This is a genomic window from Nocardioides sp. Z35_8 (assembly GCF_059621125.1).
The window spans coordinates 2,210,365-2,237,247 of the sequence record NZ_JCAQIE010000001.1 but is presented as its reverse complement, the minus strand read 5'-3'; the positions used below and the strand labels follow the sequence as shown (position 1 = coordinate 2,237,247).

The 26,883-nt window shown below is 72.5% G+C and carries 29 protein-coding genes and 1 tRNA gene; 16 read left to right on the top strand and 14 right to left on the bottom strand.

What is annotated here, in order from left to right; all coding sequences use genetic code 11:
• Positions 1-2: 2 nt before the first annotated feature.
• Positions 3-1,658 carry an arginine--tRNA ligase gene (gene argS, locus AC54T2_RS10840; protein ID WP_496666162.1) on the bottom strand — a complete coding sequence of 552 codons (1,656 nt, stop codon included), beginning with the start codon at positions 1,656-1,658 and terminating at the stop codon, positions 3-5.
• A gap of 93 nt (positions 1,659-1,751) precedes the next feature.
• On the opposite strand from argS, the gene AC54T2_RS10835 reads away from it, so the two are divergent.
• Both AC54T2_RS10835 and AC54T2_RS10830 read left to right on the top strand, forming a co-directional pair.
• Positions 1,752-2,249 carry a thioesterase family protein gene (locus AC54T2_RS10835; RefSeq protein ID WP_489976619.1) on the top strand — a complete coding sequence of 166 codons (498 nt, stop codon included), beginning with the start codon at positions 1,752-1,754 and terminating at the stop codon, positions 2,247-2,249.
• 76 nt (positions 2,250-2,325) lie between these two features.
• A tRNA-Arg gene (locus AC54T2_RS10830) sits at positions 2,326-2,398 on the top strand.
• Between the two features lie 71 nt (positions 2,399-2,469).
• Here AC54T2_RS10830 and AC54T2_RS10825 read toward each other — a convergent pair.
• Entirely contained in the window at positions 2,470-3,366 is an 897-nt protein-coding gene (locus tag AC54T2_RS10825; RefSeq protein ID WP_241005362.1) for an LCP family protein, read from the bottom strand.
• Between the two features lie 11 nt (positions 3,367-3,377).
• Positions 3,378-3,944 carry a hypothetical protein gene (locus AC54T2_RS10820; protein WP_496666161.1) on the bottom strand — a complete coding sequence of 189 codons (567 nt, stop codon included), beginning with the start codon at positions 3,942-3,944 and terminating at the stop codon, positions 3,378-3,380.
• 376 nt (positions 3,945-4,320) lie between these two features.
• Here AC54T2_RS10820 and AC54T2_RS10815 point away from each other — a divergent pair, with 376 nt between their 5' ends.
• Genes AC54T2_RS10815 through AC54T2_RS10805 form a run of 3 tightly spaced genes read left to right on the top strand, consistent with a single transcriptional unit; the run spans position 4,321 to position 8,829 of the window.
• A complete protein-coding gene (locus tag AC54T2_RS10815) occupies positions 4,321-8,088 on the top strand; it encodes a multifunctional oxoglutarate decarboxylase/oxoglutarate dehydrogenase thiamine pyrophosphate-binding subunit/dihydrolipoyllysine-residue succinyltransferase subunit (RefSeq protein ID WP_489976711.1) in 3,768 nt (1,255 codons plus the stop codon).
• A 13-nt stretch (positions 8,089-8,101) separates the two neighbouring features.
• The gene (locus tag AC54T2_RS10810) at positions 8,102-8,278 is read left to right on the top strand and encodes a DUF6104 family protein (RefSeq protein ID WP_168218509.1); all 177 of its coding nucleotides are present in this window, start codon (positions 8,102-8,104) and stop codon (positions 8,276-8,278) included.
• Positions 8,279-8,283: 5 nt separating this feature from the next.
• Positions 8,284-8,829, top strand: a complete 546-nt coding sequence (locus tag AC54T2_RS10805) for a nitroreductase family deazaflavin-dependent oxidoreductase (RefSeq protein ID WP_496666160.1) — start codon at positions 8,284-8,286, stop codon at positions 8,827-8,829.
• Here AC54T2_RS10805 and AC54T2_RS10800 read toward each other — a convergent pair whose 3' ends face one another.
• Together AC54T2_RS10800 and AC54T2_RS10795 are read right to left on the bottom strand one after the other, a co-directional pair.
• Positions 8,830-9,531 (bottom strand): SDR family oxidoreductase, encoded by a 702-nt coding sequence (locus tag AC54T2_RS10800; protein ID WP_496666159.1) that lies wholly within the window; start codon positions 9,529-9,531, stop codon positions 8,830-8,832.
• Positions 9,528-10,496: a zinc-binding dehydrogenase gene (locus tag AC54T2_RS10795; RefSeq protein ID WP_496666158.1), complete on the bottom strand. Its 969-nt coding sequence runs from the start codon at positions 10,494-10,496 to the stop codon at positions 9,528-9,530. The genes AC54T2_RS10800 and AC54T2_RS10795 overlap by 4 nt, the downstream gene beginning before the upstream one ends.
• A 69-nt stretch (positions 10,497-10,565) precedes the next feature.
• Here AC54T2_RS10795 and AC54T2_RS10790 point away from each other — a divergent pair, with 69 nt between their 5' ends.
• On the top strand, positions 10,566-11,819 hold the full coding sequence (locus AC54T2_RS10790; RefSeq protein ID WP_496666157.1) for a GNAT family N-acetyltransferase: 1,254 nt from the start codon (positions 10,566-10,568) through the stop codon (positions 11,817-11,819).
• Positions 11,820-11,836: 17 nt separating this feature from the next.
• Here AC54T2_RS10790 and AC54T2_RS10785 read toward each other — a convergent pair whose 3' ends face one another.
• The 3 genes from AC54T2_RS10785 to AC54T2_RS10775 all read right to left on the bottom strand — a co-directional run bounded on the left by AC54T2_RS10785 (position 11,837) and on the right by AC54T2_RS10775 (position 14,157).
• Positions 11,837-12,577, bottom strand: coding sequence for a DinB family protein (locus AC54T2_RS10785; RefSeq protein ID WP_186341618.1), 741 nt, complete (start codon positions 12,575-12,577; stop codon positions 11,837-11,839).
• A 78-nt stretch (positions 12,578-12,655) separates the two neighbouring features.
• A complete protein-coding gene (locus AC54T2_RS10780) occupies positions 12,656-13,828 on the bottom strand; it encodes an NAD(P)-dependent malic enzyme (RefSeq protein ID WP_186341617.1) in 1,173 nt (390 codons plus the stop codon).
• Between the two features lie 20 nt (positions 13,829-13,848).
• Positions 13,849-14,157: a S24/S26 family peptidase gene (locus tag AC54T2_RS10775; RefSeq protein WP_277395315.1), complete on the bottom strand. Its 309-nt coding sequence runs from the start codon at positions 14,155-14,157 to the stop codon at positions 13,849-13,851.
• 92 nt (positions 14,158-14,249) lie between these two features.
• On the opposite strand from AC54T2_RS10775, the gene sodN reads away from it, so the two are divergent.
• The 4 genes from sodN (at position 14,250) to AC54T2_RS10755 (ending at position 17,035) form a co-directional block, all read left to right on the top strand.
• On the top strand, positions 14,250-14,681 hold the full coding sequence (sodN, locus tag AC54T2_RS10770) for a superoxide dismutase, Ni (RefSeq protein WP_241005361.1): 432 nt from the start codon (positions 14,250-14,252) through the stop codon (positions 14,679-14,681).
• 333 nt (positions 14,682-15,014) lie between these two features.
• A complete protein-coding gene (locus AC54T2_RS10765; RefSeq protein WP_496666156.1) occupies positions 15,015-15,713 on the top strand; it encodes a GNAT family N-acetyltransferase in 699 nt (232 codons plus the stop codon).
• Positions 15,714-15,768: 55 nt separating this feature from the next.
• Positions 15,769-16,185: an ATP-binding protein gene (locus tag AC54T2_RS10760; protein WP_186341614.1), complete on the top strand. Its 417-nt coding sequence runs from the start codon at positions 15,769-15,771 to the stop codon at positions 16,183-16,185.
• A gap of 1 nt (position 16,186) precedes the next feature.
• Positions 16,187-17,035 carry an RNA polymerase sigma factor SigF gene (locus tag AC54T2_RS10755; RefSeq protein ID WP_186341613.1) on the top strand — a complete coding sequence of 283 codons (849 nt, stop codon included), beginning with the start codon at positions 16,187-16,189 and terminating at the stop codon, positions 17,033-17,035.
• Positions 17,036-17,074: 39 nt separating this feature from the next.
• Here the strand turns inward: AC54T2_RS10755 and AC54T2_RS10750 are convergent, their stop codons facing one another.
• Entirely contained in the window at positions 17,075-17,494 is a 420-nt protein-coding gene (locus tag AC54T2_RS10750; protein WP_186341612.1) for a hypothetical protein, read from the bottom strand.
• A 154-nt stretch (positions 17,495-17,648) separates the two neighbouring features.
• Between AC54T2_RS10750 and AC54T2_RS10745 the strand changes: the two genes are divergently transcribed.
• A complete protein-coding gene (locus AC54T2_RS10745; RefSeq protein WP_056601527.1) occupies positions 17,649-17,900 on the top strand; it encodes a WhiB family transcriptional regulator in 252 nt (83 codons plus the stop codon).
• Between the two features lie 6 nt (positions 17,901-17,906).
• Here AC54T2_RS10745 and AC54T2_RS10740 read toward each other — a convergent pair whose 3' ends face one another.
• Positions 17,907-19,385, bottom strand: a complete 1,479-nt coding sequence (locus tag AC54T2_RS10740) for a sensor histidine kinase (RefSeq protein WP_186341611.1) — start codon at positions 19,383-19,385, stop codon at positions 17,907-17,909.
• 47 nt (positions 19,386-19,432) lie between these two features.
• On the opposite strand from AC54T2_RS10740, the gene AC54T2_RS10735 reads away from it, so the two are divergent.
• Genes AC54T2_RS10735 through AC54T2_RS10725 form a run of 3 tightly spaced genes read left to right on the top strand, consistent with a single transcriptional unit; the run spans position 19,433 to position 22,466 of the window.
• Positions 19,433-20,287 carry a DUF2785 domain-containing protein gene (locus AC54T2_RS10735; protein WP_496666155.1) on the top strand — a complete coding sequence of 285 codons (855 nt, stop codon included), beginning with the start codon at positions 19,433-19,435 and terminating at the stop codon, positions 20,285-20,287.
• 9 nt (positions 20,288-20,296) lie between these two features.
• Positions 20,297-21,967, top strand: coding sequence for an acetolactate synthase (locus AC54T2_RS10730; RefSeq protein WP_496666154.1), 1,671 nt, complete (start codon positions 20,297-20,299; stop codon positions 21,965-21,967).
• A gap of 10 nt (positions 21,968-21,977) precedes the next feature.
• A complete protein-coding gene (locus AC54T2_RS10725; RefSeq protein WP_186341608.1) occupies positions 21,978-22,466 on the top strand; it encodes a GNAT family N-acetyltransferase in 489 nt (162 codons plus the stop codon).
• 4 nt (positions 22,467-22,470) lie between these two features.
• Here AC54T2_RS10725 and AC54T2_RS10720 read toward each other — a convergent pair whose 3' ends face one another.
• Positions 22,471-23,895 (bottom strand): hypothetical protein, encoded by a 1,425-nt coding sequence (locus AC54T2_RS10720; protein WP_496666153.1) that lies wholly within the window; start codon positions 23,893-23,895, stop codon positions 22,471-22,473.
• A complete protein-coding gene (locus tag AC54T2_RS10715; RefSeq protein ID WP_489976607.1) occupies positions 23,892-24,404 on the bottom strand; it encodes a SigE family RNA polymerase sigma factor in 513 nt (170 codons plus the stop codon). Before AC54T2_RS10715 ends, AC54T2_RS10720 begins: the two co-directional genes overlap by 4 nt.
• A 100-nt stretch (positions 24,405-24,504) precedes the next feature.
• Between AC54T2_RS10715 and AC54T2_RS10710 the strand changes: the two genes are divergently transcribed.
• On the top strand, positions 24,505-24,879 hold the full coding sequence (locus AC54T2_RS10710) for a thioesterase family protein (protein ID WP_186341605.1): 375 nt from the start codon (positions 24,505-24,507) through the stop codon (positions 24,877-24,879).
• Positions 24,880-24,958: 79 nt separating this feature from the next.
• Here AC54T2_RS10710 and AC54T2_RS10705 read toward each other — a convergent pair whose 3' ends face one another.
• Positions 24,959-25,363 (bottom strand): hypothetical protein, encoded by a 405-nt coding sequence (locus AC54T2_RS10705; RefSeq protein ID WP_186341604.1) that lies wholly within the window; start codon positions 25,361-25,363, stop codon positions 24,959-24,961.
• Between the two features lie 141 nt (positions 25,364-25,504).
• On the opposite strand from AC54T2_RS10705, the gene AC54T2_RS10700 reads away from it, so the two are divergent.
• The gene (locus AC54T2_RS10700) at positions 25,505-26,197 is read left to right on the top strand and encodes a hypothetical protein (RefSeq protein WP_496666152.1); all 693 of its coding nucleotides are present in this window, start codon (positions 25,505-25,507) and stop codon (positions 26,195-26,197) included.
• A 56-nt stretch (positions 26,198-26,253) separates the two neighbouring features.
• Here AC54T2_RS10700 and AC54T2_RS10695 read toward each other — a convergent pair whose 3' ends face one another.
• Positions 26,254-26,814, bottom strand: coding sequence for a sugar O-acetyltransferase (locus tag AC54T2_RS10695; protein ID WP_496666151.1), 561 nt, complete (start codon positions 26,812-26,814; stop codon positions 26,254-26,256).
• Positions 26,815-26,883 lie beyond the last annotated feature (69 nt).

The following is a 26,883-nucleotide window of genomic DNA, read 5'->3' as shown; positions in this document are numbered from 1 at the left end:
GCTCACATCCTCTCGGGAGCCGAGACGCCGAGCAGGTCGAGGCCGTTGGCCAGCACCACCCGGGTGGCGTCGACGAGCATCAGGCGCGCCCGGTGCAGGTCGCTGACCTCCTCGTCGCCGCGCGGGAGCACCCGGCAGCTGTCGTAGAAGCGGTGGTAGGTGCCGGCCAGCTCCTCGAGGTAGCGCGCGACGCGGTGGGGCTCGCGCAGCTCGGCGGCCGCCTTGACCACGCGCGGGAACTCCGCCAGCGCGCGCAGCAGCTCACCCTCCTTCTCGTGGGTGAGCAGCTCGGGGTGCGACTCGGCCGTGACCCCGAGGTCGGCGGCGTTGCGCATCAGGCTCGAGACCCGGGCGTGGGCGTACTGCACGGTGTAGACCGGGTTGTCGTTGGTCGCGCGCGACCAGATGTCGAGGTCGATGTCGATGGGGCTGTCGCTGTGGTAGCGCGCCAGGGCGTAGCGGCTGGCGTCGACCCCGATCGCGTCGACCAGGTCGTCGATGGACACGATCGTGCCGTTGCGCTTGGACATCCGCATCGGCTCGCCGTCCTTGAGCAGGTTGACCATCTGCCCGATGAGGATCTCGAGGTTCTTGCCCGGCTCGTCGCCGAACGCGCTGCACATCGCGTTCATCCGGCCGACGTAGCCGTGGTGGTCGGCGCCGAGCATGATGAAGCAGCGGTCGAAGCCACGCTCGCGCTTGTCGAGGTAGTAGCCGAGGTCGCCGGAGATGTAGGCCGGGGTGCCGTTGGACCGGATGATCACGCGGTCCTTGTCGTCGCCGTACTTCTCGGTGCGCAGCCACAGCGCGCCGTCGTCCTCGTAGGTGTTGCCCATCTCGGTCAGCCGCTCGATCGCGCGCTCGACCGCGCCGGAGTCGTGGAGCGACTTCTCGTGGAAGTAGACGTCGAAGTCGACGCCGAAGTCGTGCAGCGACTTCTTGATCTCCTCGAACATCATCTCGACGCCGACCTCGCGGAAGACCTCCTGCGCCTGCGCGTCGTCGAGGTCCTTGACGTCGGGGCGCCTGGCGACGACCGCGGCGGCGATGTCGTGGATGTACTGCCCGCCGTAGCCGTCCTCCGGGGGCGGCTCGCCCTTGGCGCTGGCCAGGAGCGAGGAGCTGAAGCGATCGATCTGCGCGCCGTGGTCGTTGAAGTAGTACTCCCGCGTCACGTCGGCGCCGGTCTTCTCGAAGATCCGGCCCAGCGCGTCGCCGACCGCGGCCCAGCGCACGCCACCGAGGTGCAGCGGTCCCGTCGGGTTGGCGGAGACGAACTCGAGGTTGATCTTCTCGCCCGCGAAGGCGTCGGAGGAGCCGTAGTCGGCCCCGGCGGCGACGATGTCGGCGGCCACCTGGCCCTGCGCGCCGGCCTCGACGGTGATGTTGAGGAAGCCCGGCCCGGCGACCTCCACCTCGGCGATGCCGTCGGACGCCCGGAGCCGCTCGGCCACCAGGTCGGCGAAGGCACGGGGGTTGGTGCCTGCCTTCTTGGCCAGCTGGAGGGCCACGTTGGTGGCGTAGTCGCCGTGCCCCTTCTGCCGGGGTCGCTCCACCGTGACCTGGGCCGGCACGCCGTCAGGCAGCGTGACCGCGCCGTCGGCCACAAGGGCCTCCAGCGCATCGACGATGGTCGAGGAGAGCTGTTCGGGGTTCACCTGACAAGCCTATCGGCGCCGCCTCCGGCGAGCCGATCGGGTTTCCCGCCCTGGCCCGCGGAGCGCCCACAAGGCTGGCCTAGGCTTGCCGGCGTGACGACGCACCCGACCTACGACCAGCTCCTCGAGCTCCCCGCCTACGTCGAGCAGCCCGTGCCGATGCCCTTCGAGGACATCAACGGCCACCTCAACGTCCGGCACTACATCGGCATCGCCAGCGAGGGCCTCGACGAGTCGCTCGTCGAGGTGGGCATCCCGCAGATGTGGCCGCTCACCGACGGGCACGCCTGCTTCACGGCCGAGCACCACGTCACCTACCTCCACGAGCTGCGCACCGGCGACACGATGTCGGCGCGGGTGATCCTGCTCGGCCGCTCCGAGCGCGCGGCGCACGTGCTGATCTACCTGCTCGACGAGACCCACCAGCAGGTGGCGTGCGTCGTGGAGGAGATCTTCCTCCACATCGACCTCGAGACCCGACGCACCGCGCCCTGGCCCGAGGACGTCGCGGCCAAGCTCGACGCCCGGATCGCCGAGCACAAGGCCCTGCCCCTCACCGTCGCGACCTCGGGGTCGATGGCCCTGCGCTGAGGCGGTTTCACCACCGCGACCGAGGACCGGTAGTCTTCACCGCGCACCGGCCCCGGGTCACCCCGGACCGGTGCGGGCCTCCGTAGCTCAGGGGATAGAGCACTGGTTTCCGGTACCAGGTGCCGCAGGTTCGAATCCTGCCGGAGGCGCTTTCCGGACGGACCCACGAGACGTGGGTCCGTTCGTCATTTCGACTCGCGCCAGGCGGGGACGAACCCGCTCAGCACCCGCGGAGGGTGGCGTCGGGCCGGGCCGCGCCCCCGAGGCGCCGCGCCTGCGCCACGTCGGGGAAGACCACGCTCGCGGCGCCCACGAAGCCGACGCGACCGCGTACGACGCACGTGGTGATCCGACGCGGGTCGACCTGGGCGACCGCCTGGGCGATCTCGAACAGCTCGGCCGGCGAGGCGTTGGTGTCGGTGTGGGCCATCACGGTCATCACGCCGCGCTCGATGAACCCGGGCACGGCGGCCTGCGCGCGGATCCGGGCGTGGATGCCGCGCAGCGTGCGCTGCTGGTTGGCCGAGCGGTCGAAGTCGCCCCCGGCCAGCCCCTTGCGGATCCGGGAGAACGCCATCGCGTTGTAGCCGTCGAGGTGGATGCGACCCTGCTTGAAGCCCTCCTTCTTGAGGTAGGGATCGGCGAAGCGGCGCGGGTTGGTGACGGTGATGCCGCCGATGTCGTCGACCATGTCCTCGAAGAACGGGAAGCGCGAGACGACCACGTAGTCGGGCTCGATGCCGACGAGGTTGCGCACCGCCCCGGCCATGCCGCGCGGTCCTGCGAAGTAGAGCGCGGAGTTGATCTTCTCCCGGCCGTGGCCGGGGATGGCGACCCAGGAGTCGCGGGGGACGCCGATCGCGGTCGCGGCACCCGTGCGGGTGTTGATGCCGACGAGCTGGATGGCGTCGCCGCGGGCACGGGTCATCGCCTGGCCCGGACGGGCGTCGGAGCCGACCGCGAGGATCCACACCACGTCCTTGCCGCCGGTGGCGACGCCCTGGGCGTGCCGGATCCTGACCAGGCTGACGTCGCTCGGCTGCACCGCCGACGGGGGCACGACCAGCGCGGTCACCGCGAGCACGGCCGCCAGCACGGTCGCCTTGACCAGCCTCATCGACCGCTTCATCACCGGGCTCCCTTCGCGACGTCGTAGCCGAAGATCCGCCATGCCCCGCGCTTGTGGGTCAGGAACAGGCGCCCCCGCACCGTGGTGGTGCCGGTCTTGGGCCCGGTGGTGTCGAACGCGAGCACGAAGTGGGCGGTCACGGCGCGCGCCCGGCCGCCGGTGGCGAGGATGTCGAGGGTGATCCTGCGCTTGCGGGGGGCCACCGACTCGATGCGCGGCCCGCCGGTCTGGTTGGCCAGCAGCGCCTTGTCGGCGCGGGCGCGCTGCTCGGCCGCGGCGGTGAAGCCGGGGAACGCCGCGGGGAACCTGCTGCGGGGGTAGGTGCCGCCGAGGTAGGACGCCTCCCACCACCGGTCGACCACGGCCCCGACCTGGCGACGCACGGCCTTGCGCCGGGCCACCGGCAGCCGACCGTGGACCCGGTGGATCCCGGTCCTGGTGGGCGCCGGGTGGGAGGTCAGCGTCGCCTGGGCGTCGTTGCGGCTGAGCCGCTCGGGTGCGGACGCGGGCTCGTCCGCCGCCTGGCAGGAGGCGAGGGGGACGAGCAGGACGAGCGCGAGTCCCACGAGGGGACGACGGGCCCGGTGGGCACGGCCCGGTGCGGGGCGGGGCATGAGGACTCCAGCGGTGCGTACGACGAAGGATGAGCGCGGAACGGGGCAGACCCGGGAAGAAGGATGAACGAGCGACGGACGGGCGGTGCACGCGGGGTGGACGAGCGGCCGGTGCCTGTGGTCCACACCATGCCCCAAAGGTCGAGCCCGCTCCTGCATTTGCCTGCGTGTGCGACTAGCCTTGTCGGCTACGTGGTCTAACTCTCGCGCGATGAGATCTGGAAGAGGCGAAACAAGCGTGGCGCAGTCCCCCAACGGGCAGTCCGGCAACCAGTCCTCGGTTGCACCGTCATCTGACCTGGGAGCCAACGAGTGGCTCGTGGAGGAGATGAAGGAGCAGTACGACAAGGATCCCTCGAGCGTGGGTCCGGAGTGGGCACGCTACTTCGGCAACGGCAGCTCGGCCGCCGTGTCGAGCAGCGCCTCCGGCGCAGGCTCCGCCACCGGCGCGCGGACCGCCTCGGCCCCGACCGCCTCGAAGGCGCCCGCCGCGGCTCCCCCGCGCGCCGCGCAGCAGGGCCAGCAGCAGGCCCCGAAGCCGGCCGCCAAGCCCGCCGCGACCGCCACCAAGACCGACGCGAAGCCCGACAGCAAGGCCGACACCAAGCCCGACACCGAGCCCGCCTCCGCGACCCCGCGCCCGAAGGCCACCGCCGACGAGCCGGCCAAGGGCACCAGCAGCCCGGTCGCCAAGGACGCCAAGCCGGCCGCCTCGGCCGACGAGCCGACCTACACCGTGCTGCGCGGCGCACCGGCGCGCACCGCCGCCAACATGGACGCCTCGCTGTCGGTCCCGACGGCGACGTCGGTGCGCTCGGTGCCGGTCAAGCTGCTCTGGGACAACCGCACCGTCATCAACAACCACCTCGCCCGCGCCCGCGGCGGCAAGGTGTCCTTCACCCACCTCATCGGCTACGCGCTGGTCAAGGCGCTCCGGTCGATGCCGGAGATGAACGTCGGCTTCGAGGTCGTCGACGGCAAGCCCAACCTGATCACTCCCGCGCACATCAACCTCGGTCTCGCGATCGACATGAAGAAGCCCGACGGCACCCGGCAGCTGCTGGTGCCGAGCATCAAGGGCGCCGAGGCGATGGACTTCGCGGCGTTCTGGACGGCCTACGAGGACGTGGTCCGCAAGGCCCGCGACAACAAGCTCACCGTCGCCGACTTCCAGGGCACCACGATCTCGCTGACCAACCCCGGCGGCATCGGCACGGTGCACTCGGTGCCCCGCCTGATGGCCGGCCAGGGCGCGATCATCGGCGTCGGCGCGATGGAGTACCCCCCGGAGTGGCAGGGCGCCTCCGAGGAGGCGATCAACCGCAACGCGATCAGCAAGTCGATGACGCTTACCTCGACCTACGATCACCGCGTCATCCAGGGCGCCCAGTCGGGCGAGTTCCTCAAGCGGGTGCACAGCCTGCTGCTCGGCGAGGACGGCTTCTACGACGAGATCTTCCGCTCGCTGCGCATCCCCTACGAGCCGATCCGCTGGGCTCGCGACGTGGTCGCCACGCACGACGACGACATCGTCAAGCAGGCGCGCATCCTCGAGCTCATCCACGCCTACCGCGTGCGCGGCCACCTGATGGCCGACACCGACCCGCTGGAGTACCGCCAGCGCACCCACCCCGACCTCGAGATCGAGTCGCACGGCCTGACCCTGTGGGACCTCGACCGCGAGTTCGCCACCGGCTCGTTCGGCGGCGAGGGCCGCCGGTTCATGAAGCTGCGCAACATCCTCGGGATCCTGCGCGACTCCTACTGCCGCACCACCGGCATCGAGTACATGCACATCATGGACCCCGAGCAGCGCAAGTGGATCCAGGAGCGCGTCGAGCAGCCGCACGTCAAGCCGCCCCGCGAGGAGCAGCTGCGCATCCTGCTCAAGCTCAACCAGGCCGAGGCGTTCGAGACGTTCCTGCAGACCAAGTTCGTCGGCCAGAAGCGCTTCAGCCTCGAGGGTGGCGAGACGACCGTCCCGCTGATCGACGAGATCTGCGAGGCGGCGGCCGAGACCGGGCTCGACGAGGTCTGCATCGGCATGGCGCACCGTGGCCGGCTCAACGTGCTGGCCAACATCGTGGGCAAGAAGTACAGCCAGATCTTCCGCGAGTTCGAGGGCAACATCGACCCGCGCACGGTCCAGGGCTCCGGCGACGTGAAGTACCACCTCGGCGCCGAGGGCGAGTTCGTCGCCGGCTCCGGCGACAAGATCAAGGTCTCCGTGGCGGCCAACCCCTCGCACCTCGAGGCCGTCAACCCGGTCCTCGAGGGCATCGCCCGCGCCAAGCAGGACATCCTCGACCAGGGCGAGAAGTTCCCGGTCCTCCCGCTCCTGGTGCACGGCGACGCCGCCTTCGCCGGGCAGGGCGTGGTCGCCGAGACGCTCAACCTCTCGCAGCTGCGCGGCTACCGCACCGGCGGCACGGTGCACCTGGTGATCAACAACCAGGTCGGCTTCACGACCGCGCCGGGCTCGTCGCGCTCGTCCCTCTACGCCACCGACGTGGCGCGGATGGTGCAGGCGCCGATCTTCCACGTCAACGGCGACGACCCCGAGGCGTGCATCCGCGTCGCGCGGCTCGCCTTCGACTACCGCCAGACCTTCAACAAGGACGTCGTCATCGACCTCGTGTGCTACCGCCGCCGCGGCCACAACGAGGGCGACGACCCGTCCTACACCCAGCCGCTGATGTACGACCTGATCGAGCAGAAGCGCTCGGTGCGCAAGCTCTACACCGAGTCGCTCATCGGTCGTGGCGACATCACGATCGAGGAGGCCGAGCAGGTCCTCAAGGACTACCAGCAGCAGCTCGAGCGGGTCTTCACCGAGGTGCGCCAGGCCAGCTCGGAGGCGCCCACCGAGTGGACGACCGTCCCCGACTACCCGGACAAGCCGGCCGGCGACTTCTCGACCGCCGTCACGCCGGAGGTGCTCAAGCGCATCGCCGACAGCTACATCACGCCTCCGCAGGACTTCACCGTCCACCCCAAGGTGATGCCGCAGCTGCAGCGTCGCTCCGCCGCGATCACCGATGGCCCGATCGACTGGGGCACCGGCGAGATCCTCGCCTTCGGCTCGCTGCTCATGGACGGCCGCCCGGTCCGCCTGGCCGGCCAGGACTCGCGCCGTGGCACGTTCGTGCAGCGGTTCGCGACGATCATCGACCGCACCAACGCCGACGAGTGGACGCCGCTGACCAACCTCACCGAGGACCAGGCGAAGTTCCACGCCTACGACTCGCTGCTCTCCGAGTACGCCGCCCTCGGCTTCGAGTACGGCTACTCCGTGGCGCGTCCCGAGGCGCTGGTGCTGTGGGAGGCGCAGTTCGGCGACTTCGTCAACGGCGCCCAGACCATCATCGACGAGTTCATCTCCGCCGGCGAGACCAAGTGGCGCCAGCAGTCCGGCGTCGTGCTGCTGCTCCCCCACGGCTACGAGGGCCAGGGTCCCGACCACTCGTCGGCGCGCATCGAGCGCTTCCTGACGATGTGCGCCGAGGACGCGATGGTCGTCGCGCAGCCCTCGACGCCCGCGTCCTACTTCCACCTGCTCCGCCGCCACTCCCTCGGCGAGGAGCACCGCCCGCTGATCGTCTTCACCCCCAAGTCGATGCTCAAGCGCAAGGAGGCCGCCTCGCAGCCGGCCGACTTCGTCGGCGACACCACCTTCCGCCCGTTCATCGGCGACGACGCGGCCGACCGCGACAAGGTGGAGACGCTCATCATGTGCTCGGGCCGGGTGACGTGGGACCTCATGGTCGACCGCGCCAAGCGCGAGAACGGCGAGAAGTTCGCCATCGGCCGCGTGGAGCGCCTCTACCCCAACCCGGTCGAGGAGATCCGCGCCGAGCTGGCGAAGTACCCCAACCTCAAGGCGGTCCGCTGGGTGCAGGACGAGCCGCGCAACATGGGCCCGTGGCCGCACTACCAGCTCAACGTGTGGCCGCAGCTCGACGTGGAGGTCGAGCCGGTCACCCGCCCGTCGTCGGCGTCCCCGTCGGTGGGCACGGTCAAGCGCCACGTCGAGGAGCAGAAGACGCTGCTCGACGCCGCCTTCGAGTCGCCGCGCAGCGTCGGCAACGACTACTGAGGCGGAGCGGGCGGTGTACTTCACCGATCGGGGGATCGAGGAGCTCGAGCGGCGCCGGGGTGACGAGGAGGTCACCCTGGCGTGGCTCGCCGAGCAGCTGCAGGCCTTCGTCGACGCCCACCCCGACTTCGAGGTGCCGATCGAGCGGCTCGCCACGTGGCTGGCGCGCCTCGACGACCCCGAGGACTGAGGCCGGTGCGACCCCCTGACGCGGGCCTGGCCGCGGAGCTCGGCTACGCGCACAGCACGGCCAACCCGATCCACCGGCTCGTCCGCTGGGGAGCCGGCACCGCCGCGGGCGGGTGGCTGTTCGCCCGCACGCTGCGCCACCTCGACGACCTGGTCGCCCGGTTCTCCCGCGGCCGGCACAGCGCTCCGGGCCTGCTGGCGGGCCTGGCGGTGCTCGACGTCACGACCACCGGCCGGCGCTCCGGCCAGCCGCGCACCAGCCACCTCATCGCGACGCCGTACGCCGGCGGGCTGGCGCTGATCGGCAGCAACTTCGGCCAGCAGGCCACACCGGCGTGGGCGCTCAACCTCGAGGCCGACCCCCGGGGCCGGGTGTCCTACCGCGGCACGTCGCGCGAGGTCGTGGCCCGGGCGGCGACACCGGCGGAGGCCGAGGAGGTCTTCACGCGGGCTGAGCGGTTCTACCCCGGCTACCTGCGCTACCGCGCCCGGGTCGGCCAGGCCCGGCGGATCCGGGTGTTCGTGCTCGAGCCGGCCCGATCAGGAGCCTGATCAGGAGTCCGGTCGCGGCGCGACCGGGCGCAGGGTCACGTCGGGGATCGTGGCGCCGGCCGGCAGGTCGACGACGTGCAGGATCGTGTCGGCCACGGCCTCCGGGCTGAGCCACCGGGAGGCGTCGTAGTCGCGGCCCTCCTGTCCGTGCACCTTCTCCTGCATCGGCGTCGCGGTGCGGCTGGGGTAGATCGTGCTGACCCGCACGCCGTGCTCGGCCTCCTCGGCCCGCAGCGCGTCGGCGAGCGAGCGCAGGCCCGACTTGGAGGCGGCGTACGCCGACCAGTCGGCGTGGGCGACCAGGCCGGCGGAGGAGTTGACGAAGACGACCGTGCCGCGGCCGGCGCGCACGTGCGGCAGCATCTCGCGGGTCAGCACCGCCGGCGCGGTGAGGTTGACCGTGAGCTGCTCCTCCCACTCCGCCAGCCGCAGCCGCTCGACCGGGGCCAGGTCGACCACCCCCGCCACGTGGACCACCGAGTCGACGGGACCGTCGACCAGGCGGCCGACACCGTTGAGGGTGCCCGGGTCGGCCAGGTCGGCGACCAGGAGCTGGGCCTGGGGGAAGGTGCGCGCGAGCTCGGCGGCACGTGCCTCGCTGCGGGCGAGGAGCACCAGCTCGTCGCCGCGCCCGGCGAGCCGGTGCGCGAGCGCGAGCCCGATGCCCGAGCCCGCCCCGGTGAGGACGTGCCGGCGCGTCATCGCGTGAAGACGACCTTGCCGAAGACGTCACCGTCGGCCATCGCGGCGAACCCCTCCCGGGCCTGCTCCATGGGCAGGGTGCGGTCGATGACCGGCCGGGCGCCGGTGGCGTGGAGGAACTTGACCAGCAGGTCGAGCTCGCCGCGGGTGCCCATCGTCGAGCCGATCACCGAGAGCTGGGTGAAGAAGATCCGGGTCAGACCGGCGTCGTCGACGTTGGGGCCCGACGTCGTGCCGCTGATGACGATGCGGCCGCCCGGGCGCAGCGAGCGGACCGAGTGGCTCCAGGTCGCCCGGCCGACGGTCTCCATGACCGCGTCGACCTTGACGGGCAGGCGGGTGCCGGACTCGAAGACCTCGTGGGCGCCGAGCTGGAGCGCACGTGCGCGCTTGGCCTCGTCGCGGCTGGTCGCGAGGACCCGCAGGCCGCCGGCACGGCCCAGCGTGATGAGCGCGGTGGCGACGCCGCCTCCGGCACCCTGCACCAGCACCGTCTCGCCCGGCTTGCAGGCGCCCTGCACGAAGAGCATGCGGTAGGCGGTGAGCCACGCGGTGGGCAGGCAGGCCGCCTCCTCGAACGACAGCGACTCGGGCTTGGGCACGAGGTTGCGCCGCGGCACGACCACCTGGTCGGCGAAGGTGCCCTGGTGGCGCTCGGAGAGCAGCGACCGGCCGGGGTCGTCGGCCTCGTCGCCGGTCCAGCGCGGGTCGCCGATCACCCCGTGCACCACGACCTCGTTGCCCTCGTCGTCGACGCCGGCGGCGTCGCAGCCCAGGATCATCGGCAGCGCCTCCTCGCGCAGTCCGATGCCGCGCAGCGACCACAGGTCGTGGTGGTTGAGGCTCGCGGCCTTGACGGTCACGGTGGCCCACCCGTCGGGGGCCTCCGGTGCGGGCCGCTCCCCCACCACCAGGCCGCTCAGGGGGTCGTCAGGGGAGAAGGACTCGGCGTAGACGGCGAACATGCACCGACCCTAGCGAGTGACCCCCGTTAACCGGTTGCAGGTCGGCACCGGCGCAGATTGGCTGGGCCGGTGAGCATTGTCGTACGCCCGTCCGAGGACGCCGCGAAGTACCTGGCCACCGACCAGCTCGTCTGGTTCGGCGAGGTCACCGACGACGACGCCGAGCACCTGCGGCTCGGCCTGCCCGAGGACCAGCGGTTCGTCGTCGACCTGCCCGACGGCCCCGACGACCTGCACAGCGGGATCTACGGCGTGCGGCCGATGTCGATGTCGCTGCCCGGCGGCAGCGTCGTCCCGGTCGCCGGCCTCACCTGGGTCGGCGTCCACCCCGACGCGCGGCGCCGCGGCGTGCTCGCGGCGATGATCCGCGACCACCTCGACCGCACCCGTGCGGCCGGCACCGCGATCTCGGTGCTGCACGCCAGCGAGGCGGCGATCTACGGCCGCTTCGGCTACGGCAACGCCGTGCTGACGCACCAGGTCGACCTGGGCCGCGGCACGACGTTCACCGCGCCGCACCTCGAGGACGAGGTCGCCGGCGTGACGACCCACCTCCACGACATGGCCGCGCCCGGCATGGCCGAGCGGATGCGCGCCTGCCAGCTGGCGTCGGCACCCCACTTCCCCGGCACCGTCGTCGGCTCCCCCGACTACGTCTCGCTCCTGGGCCACGAGGCGCCCGAGCAGCTGCGCGACAAGGAGCCCCGTCGCGTCCTCATCGCCCGCCGCGCGGGCGCCGACGTCGGCTGCGTCGGCCTGCGCCGCCAGCACAAGTGGGACAACGCCCGGCCCGCGGGCACGGTGGTGGTCGGCACCTTCTTCGGCGACCCCGCGGCCAGGCTCGCCCTCGCCCGCCGCGTCGTCGAGCTCGACCTGATGGGGACGACCAGGTTGGAGAGCATCGGCCTCGACGACCCGCTGCTGGCCTGGATCGGCGGCCACCGCAGCACCGGTGACCTCAAGACCTGGGACAGCACCTGGGTGCGCCTGGTCGACCTGGAGGCCGCGTGGGCACTGCGGTCCTACGAGGCCGACTGCGACGTGGTCGCCGAGGTGGCCGACCGCCACGTGCCGGGCAACGCCGGGCGTTGGCGCCTGACGGCCTCCGCGGGCCGCGGCACGGCGTCCCCCGCCGGCTCCCCCGCCGGCACCCCCGCCGACGTCACCCTCGACATCGGCGTGCTGGGAGCGGGCTACCTGGGGCACGGGATCGGTGCGCTGCTCCGGGCCGGCCTCGTCGCCGAGCACCGCGCGGGGGCCTACGCCGAGCTGGCCCGGGCGATGCGCACGCTGGTCGCGCCGGAGCCGTCGATCGGGTTCTGAGCGATCAGCCAGATCGCTCAGCCCGACCGCTCAGCCAGCCGCTCGAGGTCGCGCCGGACGTAGCGCAGGTGGGCCCACTCCTCCTCCAGGACCACGCGCACGCAGTCGCCGACGCTGGGGTGCCAGTCGAAGCCCCACGGGTCGTCGCGCTCCTCGGCGAGCACCTCCGGTGTGACCGTGGCCAGGAAGTCGGTGACCAGCTGCTGCCGCTCGGCGCGCACGGCGAGGACCTCGTCGTAGTCGGGCGGATCGGTGCGGAAGGCGGAGGTGTCGACGCCCATCTCCTCGGCTCCGGTGAAGAGCAGGCCGACCTCGTGGAACGGCTGCTCCACCCGCAGGATCGCGCCGCGCAGCCAGGTGTCGGTCGCCAGCACGAGGTGCCGCAGCGTCTGGGCGAGGGACCACTCGTCCTCGACGTGGGCGTCCACCAGCTCGGGCGGCGTGCTCGCCACCGTGTCGGCCCACGCGGCCTGCACCGCGACCCACGCGTCACGGAGCCCGTCGGGCGTCTGGGCGTTCTGCAGCTCGCGGCCCGGGAAGCGGCGGTTGAGCTCGGCGTCGACCAGCGGCACCACGTCGACCCCGTTGACGACCAGGCTGCCCGTGAACAGGTCGTGGCTGTCGATGTCGAGCCCGTCGACGTCGACGCCGCGCATGGTCACGCCGCTGACGTCGGAGAAGCGCAGGGTCGCGCCCTTGAAGCTCGTCCCGGTGAAGGTCACGCCCTCGAAGTCCTGGGGGTCCGCAGGGGTCGTCATCGCCCCATCATGGCCCGAGCGCGCGCCCACCGGAACCGTCCCGCACGCGGGCGGCCGGGACGAGTGCCGCAGCGCGGATCAGCGCCGGGCGACCCCGTCGCGCCTCGCCGCGTCGGCGACCGCCTGCCGCACGGCGCCGGGCACCCGCGGGTCGAACGGGGACGGGATGACCAGCTCCTCGCTCAGGTCGTCGCCGACCAGCTCGGCCAGGGCCGTGGCCGCGGCGACCTTCATGCCCTCGGTGATCGCGGTGGCGTGGACGTCGAAGGCGCCGCGGAAGATGCCGGGGAAGGCGAGCACGTTGTTGATCTGGTTGGGGTAGTCGGAGCGCCCCGTGGCGACGACGCGGGCGTACTTGTGCGCCAGGTCGGGGTGCACCTCGGGCGTCGGGTTGGCGAGGCCGAAGATGATCGCGTCGTCGGCCATCGAGGCGACGATCTCCTCGGGCACCTGGCCACCGGAGACGCCGATGTAGACGTCGGCTCCGGCCATCACGTCGGCGAGCGTGCCGCGGCGGTCGAAGTGGTCGGCGGTGTCGCGGGCGAGGGCCGCCTTGACCTCCGTGAGGTCGGAGCGCGAGGAGTGGAGCACGCCCTTGCGGTCGAGGACCGCGATGTCGGTGATCCCGGCCTCGAGGAGGATGCGCGCGACCGCGACGCCGGCGGCGCCGGCTCCCTGCACCACCACCCGCGCGGTCGCCGCGTCGCGACCGGTGAGCCGCAGCGCGTTGGTCAGCGCGGCCAGGGCGACGACGGCGGTGCCGTGCTGGTCGTCGTGGAAGACGGGGATGTCGAGGCGCTCCTTGAGCCGCGCCTCGATCTCGAAGCAGCGGGGCGCCGAGATGTCCTCGAGGTTGATGCCGCCGAAGCTCGGGGCGAGCCGCACGACGGTCTCGATGATCTCCTCGACGTCGGTGGTGTCGAGGCAGATCGGCACCGCGTCGACGCCGCCGAACTGCTTGAAGAGCACGGCCTTGCCCTCCATGACCGGCATCGCGGCGGCCGGGCCGATGTCACCGAGGCCCAGGACGGCGGTGCCGTCGGTGACGACGGCGACCGTGTTGGGCACCCACGTGTAGTGCTGGGTCATCGACGGGTCGGCGGCGATCGCCTCGCACACCCGGGCGACGCCGGGGGTGTAGGCGAGGGACAGCTCGTCGGGACCGGTCAGTGCGACCGTCGAGACGATCTCCATCTTGCCGCCGACGTGCAGGTCGAACACGGGGTCGCCGGCGTGCGGGTGCGAAGCCATGCTGGCGATACTCGCACAGCTCAGTGGCCCCGAAGCGCGCGTCCCACACGTGGGGAAGGCCACACCCGCAGTCGTACGACACCCAGCACGTCGCCCTCCGGCACGGTGCCGCGGTGGCGCGAGTCGACGCCCTCGGCGGGGTTGTCGCTCAGCAGCCACCAGCCCGCCCCGCCCGATCGAGTACGCCGCTCCTCCACCGCCCGCTTGACCGCCACGGTGCCGTCGGGGAAGCGGGCGACCACGAGGTCTCCCGGGCGGGGCGGGACCCCGTGCCGGACGAGGAGCAGGTCTCCCTCGCGCAGCGTCGGGAGCATCGAGCGACCACGCACGACGGCGGTCCCGAAGGGGGGTCCGGACCGCCCACCCCGCGGGGCGAGACCCCGCTGCCGACGCCACTCCACGCGGAGTAGTGTCGCAGCAGATGCACATCTTCCCGATCGAGAGGAACCCGATGCTTCGCCACCTGCTCGCCCCCACTGTCGAGGTCTCCGCGCACTGCGACCTCCCCTGCGGCGTCTACGACCCGGCCCAGGCCCGCATCGAGGCGGAGTCGATCAAGGCGATCATCGCCAAGGTCGCCGACAACGACGACCCCGACTTCCGCACCCGCGCCATCCTGATCAAGGAGCAGCGCTCGGAGCTCGTCAAGCACCACCTGTGGGTGCTGTGGACCGACTACTTCAAGCCCCCGCACTTCGAGAAGTACCCCCAGCTGCACACGCTGGTCAACGAGGCCACCAAGCTGGCCGGCGCCTCGGGCACCAAGGGTGAGCTCGACGCCGCCAAGGCCGACGAGCTGCTCGCCAAGATCGACGAGATCGCCGAGATCTTCTGGGAGACGAAGAAGGCCTGAACGAAGTGAAGGCCTTCGAGTCATCCAGCGCGAGCGAGCCTGCGAGGTCGCGACCGCGGAAGAAGGCCTGAACGAAGTGAAGGCCTTCGAGTCATCCAGCGCGAGCGAGCCTGCGAGGTCGCGACCGCGGAAGACGGCCTGAACGAAGTGAAGGCCCTCGAGTCATCCAGCGCGAGCGAGCCTGCGAGGTCGCGACCGCGGAAGAAGGCCTGAACGAAGTGAGGGCCTCGAGGCCTGACCCGCACCCTCCGACGCCGCCCCGGTCCCCTGTGGACCGAGGCGGCGTCCGGCTTCTCGCCGCTGGCTAGGCTCGAGACGAGGGACGGAGGCCCGATGATCGAGCAGGTCGCGCTGCGCGACGGCACCGACGCGTTCGTCGTGCCGCTCGAGCGCACCGACCGGGCGACGCTCGCGGCCGAGTTCGACTCGCTGTCGCCTGAGTCGCAGCGCCGCAGGTTCCTGGCGCCCGTGCGGCACCTGTCCGACGCCATGCTGGCGCACCTCGTCGACGACGTCGACGGCATCAACCACATCGCTCTCGTGCTGTGCGCGGAGACGAGTCCCGACGTCTACGACCCTGTCGCCCTGGCGCGACTCGTGCGCTACACCGACGCCTCCGAGGCCGCCGACCTGGCGGTCACCGTCAAGGACGCGTGGCAGGGCCGCGGCGTGGCCACGGCGCTCCTCTCGGTGCTGATGCGGCACCGACCCGCGGGCGTGCACCGCATCGTGACCGAGGTGCTGCGCGACAACCCGGCGTCGCTCGCGATGCTGCGCAGGCTCGGCCGGCTGAGCCTGCGCGCCGACGGCAGCGGGGTCTACAGCGTGGTCGTCGAGCTCGAGCCGCTGTCGGACGAGGAAGCAACCGGGGAAGCGCGCCCGGCAGCGACGTACGCGGTCGCGCAGGCAGGCCGACCGGCGCCCCCGACGGCGCCGCCCGAGGAGGAGGCCCGAGCCCCCGCGCTCGTGGGCGACGCCGAGCAGCGCCACGCGTTGCGCACGCGCGACCAGGTGTGTCCGTGGTTCGACTGAGCGGCACGGCTAGGGTGTGCGCAGCATCGGCCTCGAGGATGGGACATTGACGCAGATGGCAGACAACACGGGGGATTCGCGCGCCGACGTGGAGCTGAGGCTGCCCGCGGAGAGTGCGTTCGCGACGATCGTGCGTACGACCGCGGCCGGGCTCGCGGCGCGCCTCGACTTCACCATCGACGACATCGAGGACCTCCGCATCGCCATCGGCGAGGCGACCGCACTCGTCATCCCCGAGGCCGACCCCGGCACCGACCTCGTGGCCTCCTTCTGGTTCGGCCGGGGCTCGATGACCGTCGAGCTGCTGGCCGAGGCGGTGGACGACCCGCCACTCGACACCGAGAGCTTCGCCTGGCAGGTGCTCGACACGATGGCGCAGGAAGCGTCGGCGGGACCGGAGGGAGGACGCTTCCGCGTCCGCTTCACGGTCTCGTCGGCGGTCGGCGCGGGAATGACAGGTGCCGAGCTCTGACATGAGCACAGACACGGGGGACACGGGGGGCGAGACGGGGCTCGAGGCCACCGTCGACCACGGGCTCGACGACGACGTCGTGCCTCGTGGTCTGGAGCACGTGCGCGCGCGCAGCGCCGAGCTCTTCGCGGTGATGCGCGACGACGAGGCGAGCAGCGCCGAGCGGGCGGCGGCACGCGACGACCTGGTGCACCTGCACCTCTCGCTGGTCGAGCACTGCGCGCGCCGCTTCCGCAACCGCGGCGAGCCGTTCGAGGACCTCGTGCAGGTCGGCACGATCGGCCTGATCAAGGCGGTCGACCGCTTCGAGACCGACCGCGGCGTCGAGTTCTCGACCTACGCCACGCCGACGGTGATCGGCGAGATCAAGCGCCACTTCCGAGACAAGGGCTGGGCGATCCGGGTGCCGCGCCGGCTCCAGGAGCTGCGGATGCAGATCGGCGGGGCGACCGGTGAGCTGACCCAGAGGCTGGGCCGCTCCCCCACGCCCCGTGAGCTCGCCGAGGTCATCGGCTGCACGGTCGAGGAGATCATGGAGGGCATCGAGTCGTCCCACGCCTACGCGACGCTCTCCCTCGACGCCTCCGACGACAACGACGAGGGCCCGCCCGCGATGCTCGCCACGCTGGGGATCGAGGACGCCAACATCGAGCACGTCGAGATCCGCGAGTCGATCAAGCCGCTGCTCGACGGCCTCGGGGAGCGGGAGAAGCGGATCCTGCTGCTGCGCTTCTTCAAGAACATGACCCAGTCGCAGATCGCCGAGGAGATCGGCGTCTCCCAGATGCACGTCTCCCGGCTGCTAACCCGCACGCTCGCCCAGCTGCGCACCTCTCTCGAGGCCGACTGAGCATCCGTCTCCCCACGCCTGCCTGGCTAGACATCCCAGCTAGGCGTCGAGCCGGTCGTTCTCCTCCAGCACCCGCGTCGTCGCGGGGTGGAGCAGCCCGCCGATGACCAGCAGCGCGGCCAGCGCGAGCCCTCCCGGCAGCACGACCGACCAGACGTCGCGGAGGTTCCAGGCCATGCCCAGCTGGATCAGCTGCGCCATCACGACCGGCCCGCGGGCCGAGCGGCGTGCGTTGCGCAGCGCCCACGCGCACCAGGCGAGCGCGGCCGCGCCGGCCACGAAGAACGCCGCGGTGGTGACACCCATGGCGAGCCGGACGGCGCGCAGGTGGAACAGCTCGACGACGCCCAGGCCCAGCAGCAGGAGTGCCTCGAGCCCCACCAGCGCCGCCGCGACCAGGAGCGGGGGCGGGGCATCGAGCGCGGGACGGGAGGGACCTGGCGGGGGCGTAACGGTCACCGGACAACAGTAGTTGTGACGGACGCGACGGGTGGTGGGGGTTGTGGGAACGTTCAAAGGTTGGGAGTCTGGACGTTGCGCACATCGGCGCCCGGGCCAGCTGAACGTCCGTAAACAGCAACCGACGTGATGTGAAAGAGGGATTCCCCGACCCATGGATTGGCGCAGCCGCTCAGCATGCCTCGACGAGGACCCCGAGCTGTTCTTCCCCATCGGCAACACCGGTCCTGCGATCCTCCAGATCGAGGAGGCCAAGCAGGTGTGCCGTCGATGTGAGGTACGCGAGCAGTGTCTCGCGTGGGCCCTCGAGGCCGGCCAGGACCACGGAGTGTGGGGTGGCCTCAGCGAGGACGAGCGCCGCGCGCTCAAGCGGCGCAACGCCAGGGCGCGCATCCGCACCGCCTGAGGACGGTCAGTCGACCGGCAGGTCCGCCTGCACCCGCGCGCCCCGGCTTCCGGGGCCGATCTCGAGCACGCCGCCGAGCTCGGACTCCACGAGCGTGCGCACGATCGACAGCCCGAGCTGGGTGGACGCCTCGGGGTCGAAGTCGTCGGGCAGGCCTCGGCCGTCGTCCTCGACCACGAGGTGCAGCCGGCCCGTGATGCGGCGCGCCGTGACCACCACGCGCCCCGGCTGCTCGAGCGTCGCCGGGTCCTGGCCCGCGTAGCCGTGCTCGACGGCGTTCTGCAGCAGCTCGGTGAGCACCATCGCGAGCGGCGTGGCGGCCTCCGAGGCCAGCTTGCCGAAGGAGCCCTCACGCACCACGCGCACCGGCACCTCCACCCCGCTGACGTCGACGACCATCGAGCCGAGCCGGTCGGCGATCTCGTCGAAGTCGACGGTCTCCTCCACGGCGTGGCTCAGCGTCTCGTGCACGATGGCGATGGAGCCCACCCGGCGCACCGCCTCCTCCAGGGCCGCCCTGGCGTCCTCGGCGCGGGTGCGCCGCGCCTGGAGGCGCAGCAGCGCCGCGACGGTCTGGAGGTTGTTCTTCACCCGGTGGTGGATCTCGCGGATGGTGACGTCCTTGGTGACCAGCTCGCGGTCGCGGCGACGCAGCTCGGTGACGTCGCGCACCAGCAGCAGCGCGCCGGTGCGCTCGCCCTGCGGGCGCAGCGGGATGCTGCGGACGATCAGGGTCACCTCGTCGGTGCCGACCTCGGTGGCCCGGCCGTCGCGACCGCCCAGCACGGCGCTGAGCGTCTCCTCGTCGGGGCGCTTGCGCGCCGGCACCAGCTCGCGGGTCAGGTCGGTGAGGACGAGCCCGGCGAGGTCGCCCTGCAGGCCGAGGCGGCGGTAGGCCGAGAGGCCGTTGGGGCTGGCGTAGACGACGCGCCCCGTGTCGTCGAGCCGGACGAAGCCGTCGCCCACCCGCGGCGAGTCGGCGTGGTCGCTGCGCTGCCCGCTCAGCGGGAAGCGGCCCGCGGCGATCATCTGGGTCAGGTCGGACGCGGTCTGCAGATAGCTGAGCTCGAGCCGGCTCGGGGTGCGTACGCCGATGAGGTTGGTGTTGCGGGCGATGGTGGCGATCACCCGACCCGCGCGGCGCACCGGGATGACCTCCACCCGCACCGGCACGTCGTCGCGCCACTCGGGGTCGCCCTCGCGCACGACGCGGCCGGTGCCGAAGGCCTCGTCGAGCATCCGGCGCCGGCCGACGGGGACGAAGGTGCCCAGCACGTCGTCCACGAGGGCGGTCGGCCCGGTGGTCGGCCGCATCTGGCCGCCCGCCCAGTAGCCCTTGCCCTCCCGGTCCGGCAGCCAGAGCACGAGGTCGGCGAACGACAGGTCGGCCAGGATCTGCCAGTCCGCCATGAGCCGCTGGAGCCAGGCGATGTCGTCCTCGACGAGGTCGGTGTGGGCTCGCACGAGCTCGGGGAGGGAGGGCACCCGCCCAGACTAGGGCGGTGCGGGAGGCGGCTGGCAGGATGTCCCCCATGTCGCTCGGGTACTGGAACCAGGTGCAGGCCACCGGGTTCGAGGTGCCCTCGGACCGTCCGCTCGACGACCTCACCGCCGAGCTGACCACCATGCTCGGCTCGACCCGGGCCGAGGTCCGCGACGGCACCGCCTACCCCGCCCTGGCGACCTGGATCGACAACGGCGTCTACGACGACCTGCTGGCCGGGCTCGGCGACGGCATGGTCGCGGGGCTCGCGGTCGGGCTGGGCGAGTCCGGCACCGACACCGTCTTCCGCCGCAGCTTCAGCGCGCTCATCGTCGCCGAGTGCCTCGAGCGCGACACCGCGCACCGCCTCCTGCCGGCCGCCAGGATCCTCGACTGGGGCGACCGCATCGCCGTGTGGTTCCTCGCCGAGCGCGACACCCGGGGCTTCGTGCCGGGCAAGGGCTGGGCGCACGCGGTGGCTCACGGCGCCGACGCGATCGGCGCCCTCGCCGAGTCGCCCCACCTCGGCGGGCCCGAGCACGAGGTGCTCCTCGACGTCCTGGCCGAGCGCGTGCTGCGGCAGCCTGCCGACGAGCCACTGGCGTCCGGCGAGCTCGACCGGATGGCCCACGCCGCGATGCGCGTCCTGCGCCGCGACACGCTCGGCAGCGACGCGCTCGAGCCGTGGGTGCACCGCATCGCCGCGGCGAGCAACGCGTTCGGCAAGGGTGGCGACTCCGACCCGTTCCTGACGACGGCGATGCCCCAGGCGTACCTCCGTGCCCTGTTCGTCCACCTCTCCCTGGCGCCCGACCCGCCCGAGGTGCGTTCCGACCTGCTGCTCACGGTCATCGAGGCGCTGCGCCTGACCAACGTGCACTACCTGCAGGCACCCACCCACTAGCCTGCTCGCATGACCGAGATCACCGGCCACAGCGGCGAGCTCGCCGTCCATGTCGCCCGCGCCCACGGCGTCCAGACGATGTTCACCCTCTCCGGGGCCCACGTGTTCCCGATGTACGACGGCGTGGTGCGGATCAACAAGGACGGCCAGGACCCGCCGATGCGCCTGATCGACGTGCGCCACGAGCAGACCGCCGCGTTCGCCGCCGAGGCCACGGGCAAGCTCACCCGCGTGCCGGGCCTCGCCGTCCTCACCGCCGGCCCCGGCGTCACCAACGGCATCAGCGCGATCGCGCAGGCCCAGTTCGCCGGCTCGCCGATGGTCGTGGTCGGCGGTCGCGCCCCGCAGAACCGCTGGGGCACCGGCTCGCTCCAGGAGCTCGACCAGCCGCCGATCATCGCGCCCGTCGCGAAGGCGGCGACCACGCTGATGACGGCCGGCGAGGTCGCGGCCGGCATCGACGAGGCGTTCACCCTCGCGCGCTCCAGCCACCGCGGTCCGGTCTTCGTCGACGTGCCGATGGACGAGTTCTTCAACTCCGCCTCCGGCACCGTCGGCTCGGGCGAGGGCACCCGCATCGAGCCCGACGGCGACGCGATCGAGACGGTCGCGCGCCTGCTCGCCCGCGCCGAGCGGCCCGTGCTGGTGCTGGGCACCGACGTGTGGGCCGACCACGCCGAGGCGGCAGCCCTCCGCTTCGTCGACGACCTCGGCATCCCCACGCTGACCAACGGCATGGGACGCGGCCTGATCCCCGGCGGGCACCGCAGTCTCGTCGCCAAGGCCCGCGGCGCCGCCCTCGCCGGTGCCGACCTCGTGGTCGTGGTGGGCACGCCCCTCGACTTCCGCCTCGGCTACGGCGTCTTCGGCGGGCCCGACAAGAGCCCGACGGGCGCGTTCGCCCGGGTCGTCCACATCGCCGACTCCCCCGGCCAGGTCTCCCACCACGCCGACCTCGCGGCGTCCGTCTCGGGCGACCTCACCACGGTGCTCGACGGCCTGCAGGCCGCGATCGAGCGCGGCGACAAGCCCGACTGGCGGGCCTGGTCCGACCAGCTCGCCGACCAGGTGAAGGCCGCCGCCGAGCGCGACGCCCGGCTCCTCACGGCCGAGGCCGACCCGATCCACCCCGCGCGGATCTACGGCGAGCTCGTGCCCCGCCTCGAGGACGACTCGGTGGTGATCGGCGACGGTGGCGACTTCGTGTCGTTCGCCGGCAAGTACGTCGAGCCGAAGCGTCCCGGCGGCTGGCTCGACCCCGGCCCCTACGGCTGCCTCGGCGCCGGACTCGGCGCCGCGATCGCGGCCCGCATCGCCCGCCCCGACGCCCAGGTCACCCTGCTGCTCGGCGACGGCGCGGCCGGCTTCTCGCTGATGGACGTCGACACCCTGGTCCGCCACGACCTGCCGGTCGTCATGGTGATGGGCAACAACTCCGCCTGGGGCCTGGAGAAGGGCCCCATGCAGATGCTCTACGGCTACGACGTCGCCGCCGACCTGGCCCAGCGCACGCCCTACGACCAGGTGGTCACGGCGCTCGGCGGCGCCGGGGAGACCGTGACCGACCCCCGCCAGATCGGGCCCGCGCTGGACCGGGCGTACGCCTCCGGCGTGCCCTACCTCGTCAACGTCATCACCGACGTCGACGCGGCCTACCCGCGCAACACCTTCGGCATCTGAGGCTGCGTCGGTGACCGGGCTGGAGCTGCGCAGGATCCACCGCCCGGAGACGTCCGCCGCCGGCGACGTGTGCGTGGCGGCCTACGGGCCGTTCCTCGCCCGCGCCGGCGACGACTACCGCCGCCGCCTGCACGACGTGGCCACCCGCGACGAGCAGGCCGAGGTGTGGGTGGCGCTCGACGGCGACCAGGTGCTCGGCAACGTGACCTACTGCCCGCTCGGGTCGCGCTGGCGCGAGATCGCGCGTGACGACGAGGGTGAGTTCCGGATGCTGGCGGTCGCCCCGGCCGCGCAGGGCCGCGGGGTCGGCACGGCGCTCGCCCGCCTGTGCGAGGACCGCGCCCGCGAGGACGGTGCCACGTCCATGGTGCTGTCGTCGCTGGCGGTCATGTCGGCGGCGCACCGCGTCTACGAGCGCCGGGGCTACGCCCGTGACCCGGGCCGCGACTGGTCGCCGCGGCCCGGCGTGGACCTGCTCGCCTTCACCAAGCCGCTCTGAGGCCTCAGCAGGAGCGGGCCGTCGTCGGGTCGTCGACGTCGTCGAGGCAGACGGTCCCCCACGGCAGCGCGGCCATCTCGGTGCCGGAGACCATCTGCCACCGCCACGCCCCCCAGGTGCCGTCCTCGCCCTCGACGGTCGAGACGAGGTCACCGTCGGTGGTCAGCCACGTGCGGGTGCCGTCGGCGGTGAGCGCGATCTCGCCGGTCGGCACGAGGACACGCAGCCGGTCGCCGTCCTGCACCACGACCTGGACCCGCGACGGGTCCGAGGCCGAGGTCACCACCAACGCGGCACCGTCGGACAGGACCGAGGCCGGCTGCACCGTCGCGACGCGCGGGTCGGCCACGTCGAGCCGGTGGCGGACGGTGCGGCCGTCCTCCGCCTCGACGACGAGCACTGGGGGGTCGCCCGCGTCGATGCGGGCGGTGAAGCGGTAGCCGATGTCGAAGGCGGCGCCCTCCCCCGGCCCGAAGGTGTCCTCCGACGCAGGGGCCAGGTCGGGCAGCGCGTCCTCCGTGTCGTCGCCGCACGGCCGGTCCGGCGACGGCTGCCCGAGCCCCATCCGCAGGCACCCGGCCCCCGTCGCCCGGAGCACCCCGTCGTCGTCGAGGCCCCACCGCCACGCGTCGACCACGATGGTCTCGGGCCGCAGCAGGCTCATGCCGCCCTCGGCGTAGGCGTCGACCGACCGGCTCGACCACAGCTCGCCGTCCTCGATCCAGTAGTCGTGGAGGTGGACCATCCGGTAGTGCTCGGTCTCGCTCCCCCCGACGGGGACGTAGCCGCGCACCAGCAGGTCGGGCTCCTCGGGCACCGCCTGCACGAGCAGCCCGGCGCGCAGGTCGAAGACCAGCGGGTGGCCCAGCCCTCCGGGGCCGCCCTCGCCGAGGTCGTCGTAGTAGAGCACCAGCTCCTGGTCGCCGTCCCCGTCCGCGTCGATCGGGTCGAGGGCGCTCACCCCGATCGTCGAGCCCGGCTCGGCGATGCCGTACGCCTCCTCGCCGGTGCTGCTGAGCGTGGTCTGCATCCGGACCCGGCCGTCGAAGTCCTCGGACCGCTCGGACAGGAAGACGACCTTCTCGCGGGAGCCGTCGCCGTCGAGGTCGAGCCGGGCCGGGCTCGACAGGTCGTCGGCCTTCCAGTCGCGCCCGACGTCGGCGGGCAGCTCCACCTCCGGCGCATCGGGCCTCGGCGCGACGTCGTCGGACCGGGTGTCGCGGCCGAGGCCCTGGACGACGATGCCCAGCACGAGCAGCACCGCGGCGGCCGTGGCCAGCAGCACCCACGGCGAGCGCCAGCGCGGGCGCAGCGGCGCCACCGGGGCGGGTGGCGCGAGGTCCTCGGGGCGGACCAGCTCGGCGCGAGCGGCCAGGGCGGCGCGCAGCCGGTCCTCGATGGCGGGGCCGGCGCCGGGTGTGGTGCTCATCGCTGCTCCTCCCCCAGGTCGTGGGCGGACGTCATGGCCTTCTCGAGCGCGACCAGCGCACGGCTGGCGGTCGACTTCACGGTGCCCGGGCTGATGTCCAGCGTCCGGGCGATCTCCGCCTCCGACAGGTTGGACCAGTAGCGCAGCACCAGGACCTCCCGCTGCCGCGGGGCGAGCCGCTGCAACGCCTCGATGACCTCGCGGTGCTCCTCCGCCAGCACGGCGCTGTCCTCCGGCGTCGGCGGCGAGGGATCGTGCGGTGGCGAGTACGCCCGCGCCGTACGCCGCCGGCGCAGCGCCGACCGCGCGGTGTTGACGACCGAGACCCGCAGGTAGGCCAGCGCCCTCGACGGGTCCCGGACCGCGTCGGGGCGACGGGCGAGCGCGGCGAAGGCGTCCTGCACGACGTCCTCCGCGGACGCGAGGTCGTCGACGAGGAGCACGGCGAGCCGCACCAGGCCGAGTCGGTGGGCGGCGTAGAGCTCGGTGATGTCCACGGACGGCTCCATCCCCATCCCCACCCCTGCGGTCCTCGCGCTCATGTCTGGTAGACGTGTGTGTGCTCCTCAGGTTGCCGCACCGACCTCACGTTCCCCGGAAGGCCTGCCCATGCCCGACCTCGCGCCCGCCACGCTGACCTACACCGTCACCGACGACGACACCGCAGCCGCGGTGGGCAGCGGGTCCCTCCCCGTGCTCGGCACCCCGCGGCTGCTCGCCTGGCTGGAGGCCGCCACCTGCGCCAGCCTCGACCCCGCGCTCGACGAGGGGTCCACCAGCGTGGGCACGCGGGTGCAGGTCGAGCACCTCGCAGCCAGCCCCGTCGGCGCCGAGGTCGAGGTCAGCGCCTCCAGCGCCTACGCGGACGGCCGGCTGCACCGCTTCACCGTCAGCGCCCGCGACACCACCACCGGCAAGGTGCTCGCGGCCGGCGAGATCACCCGCGTCGTCGTCGACGCCGAGCGGTTCCTCTCGCGCCTCTGACGACGGAGGATGCGGGCTCAGGCGGTCAGTGCGACACCTCGGCTGCGACAGTGGTCGATAGCCAGCCCGCACACGCGGATCAGCCGATGCCGAAGAGGTCTTCCCGGATCTCACCGATCAGCGCCACCACGGAATGATCGATGGGGCACACCCACGCCGCATTCGACGCGGCAACGCTCGCGCGCAACGGGTGGCTTGCGGGATGGATCGGACACGGAGGCCAGTTGGTGGGCGCCGAGGTCCACAGCCGATTCTCGATGGCCCACTCCTGCACCTGGTCGGCCGCGTGCGCAACGCGTTCTTCGCGGGATGCTGCCCGTCGCACGGACAATCCCGAACCGCTGCCGTCTGCGCTCCACATCATGCACGACACGTACTCGCGGTCGCCGATCCAGTCGTGGTCGTCGAACCTCGGCGCGTCCACCTGCGTGCGGGCGAGGTCCCGCAGGACGGGCTCGACCGACTCGGACAGGACTGGATCCATGGCCGCACCATGTCAGGTCGGGGTCCTCGACGTCCGGGCATGCGCACTGGTGGTGCGCGGATCTGCAGGTCAGCGGGCCCCGGGTGATCGAGTGCCGCCGGAGCGCGGCGTCACAGGGCGGTGCGTGCGAAACTGGCCCACGTGCGCCGTGCCGCAGTCGTGCTCACGCTGGCCCTGGCAGGGTGCAGCACCGGTCCGTCTGTCGATCAGCCCCCGGCCCCGTCCCTCCGCCCCGACCACGTCGCTCCACCGCGCCAGGTCTTCCACGAGGACCGCCCCTACCGGCTTCAGAACTCGATGCGCGGCCTGCGCCTGGCCGCTCGGACAGCCACCTGGATCGACATCGACTCCAACTACTGCTGGGACGCTGCCCGACGACACCGCGTCCCCCTCGCAACGCATTGGCCAAACGTCGCCCGCGAGCGGTTCCGCGACCCCCTGGGCCTCATCAGCCCGGACGCGGCCTTCGCCGACCTGACCCTTCCGGAGGTCCGCCGGCTCAGGTCGGGCGACCCCGTGCCCTACCGGATCTCGACGATGGTGGAGATGGTCCGCGCGGCGGCCCGCGTCGGGCTGACGGGGATCGAGTGGGAGGTCAAGGGTGGACGGGCCTTCGAGCGGCCCGGCACCTACCGCCGGGTCCTCGATGCGGCGGACGAGGTCGGCATCGCAATCAACGTCAAGACGCTTGCCCACATCGGCGGCAGGGACGCCGCCCTGCGCCGACTGCGCGCCGCCAAGCGGGCAGGGGCCGCGACGATGCTCCTCGGCAGAGGCGACCGGCCACCCCGGATCACGGACTCGCAGTCCCGCTACATCGACTTCGTGCGTTGAGCCTGCACGTCCGGGGTGGCCACCCGGGACACACCGACCGAGGCCGACGGCGCCCGTCAGAGCTCGCGGATCACCCGGGCCGGAGAGCCCACCGCGACGACTCCGGAGGGCAGGTCGCGGGTCACGACCGACCCCGCCCCGACGACCGTGTCTGCCCCGATCGTCACTCCGGGGCACACGATCACCCCGCCGCCGAGCCAGACGTTGTCGCCGATCGTGATGGGCTCCGCGGCCTCCCACTTGTCGCGCCGCGGGCCGGGCTCGATCGGGTGCGTGGCGGTGAGCAGCTGGACGTGGGGGCCGATCTGCACGTCGTCGCCGATCGTGATCCGCGCGACGTCGAGGAGCACCACGCCCCAGTTGATGAAGGTGCGGGCGCCGATCGTCGTCTGGTAGCCGAAGTCGCAGTGCAGGGGCGGGCGCAGCTGGCTGCCCTCCCCGAAGCCCTCGAACAGCTCCTCCAGCAGCTCGCGACGCCCCACCGTGTCGTTCGGGCTCAGCGTGTTGATCCGGTGGGCCAGCAGCTGGGCGCGCCGGGACTCCTCGGCCAGGACGGGGTCGTCGGCGATGTAGGGCTCGCCGGCGAGCATCCGATCGCGCATCGTCTTCTCGCTCATCTCGCCACCGTACAAGCCACCCGGCCCGTGCCCGGACGTGCAAAAGTCCCCGCCGCAGCGGGGACTTCT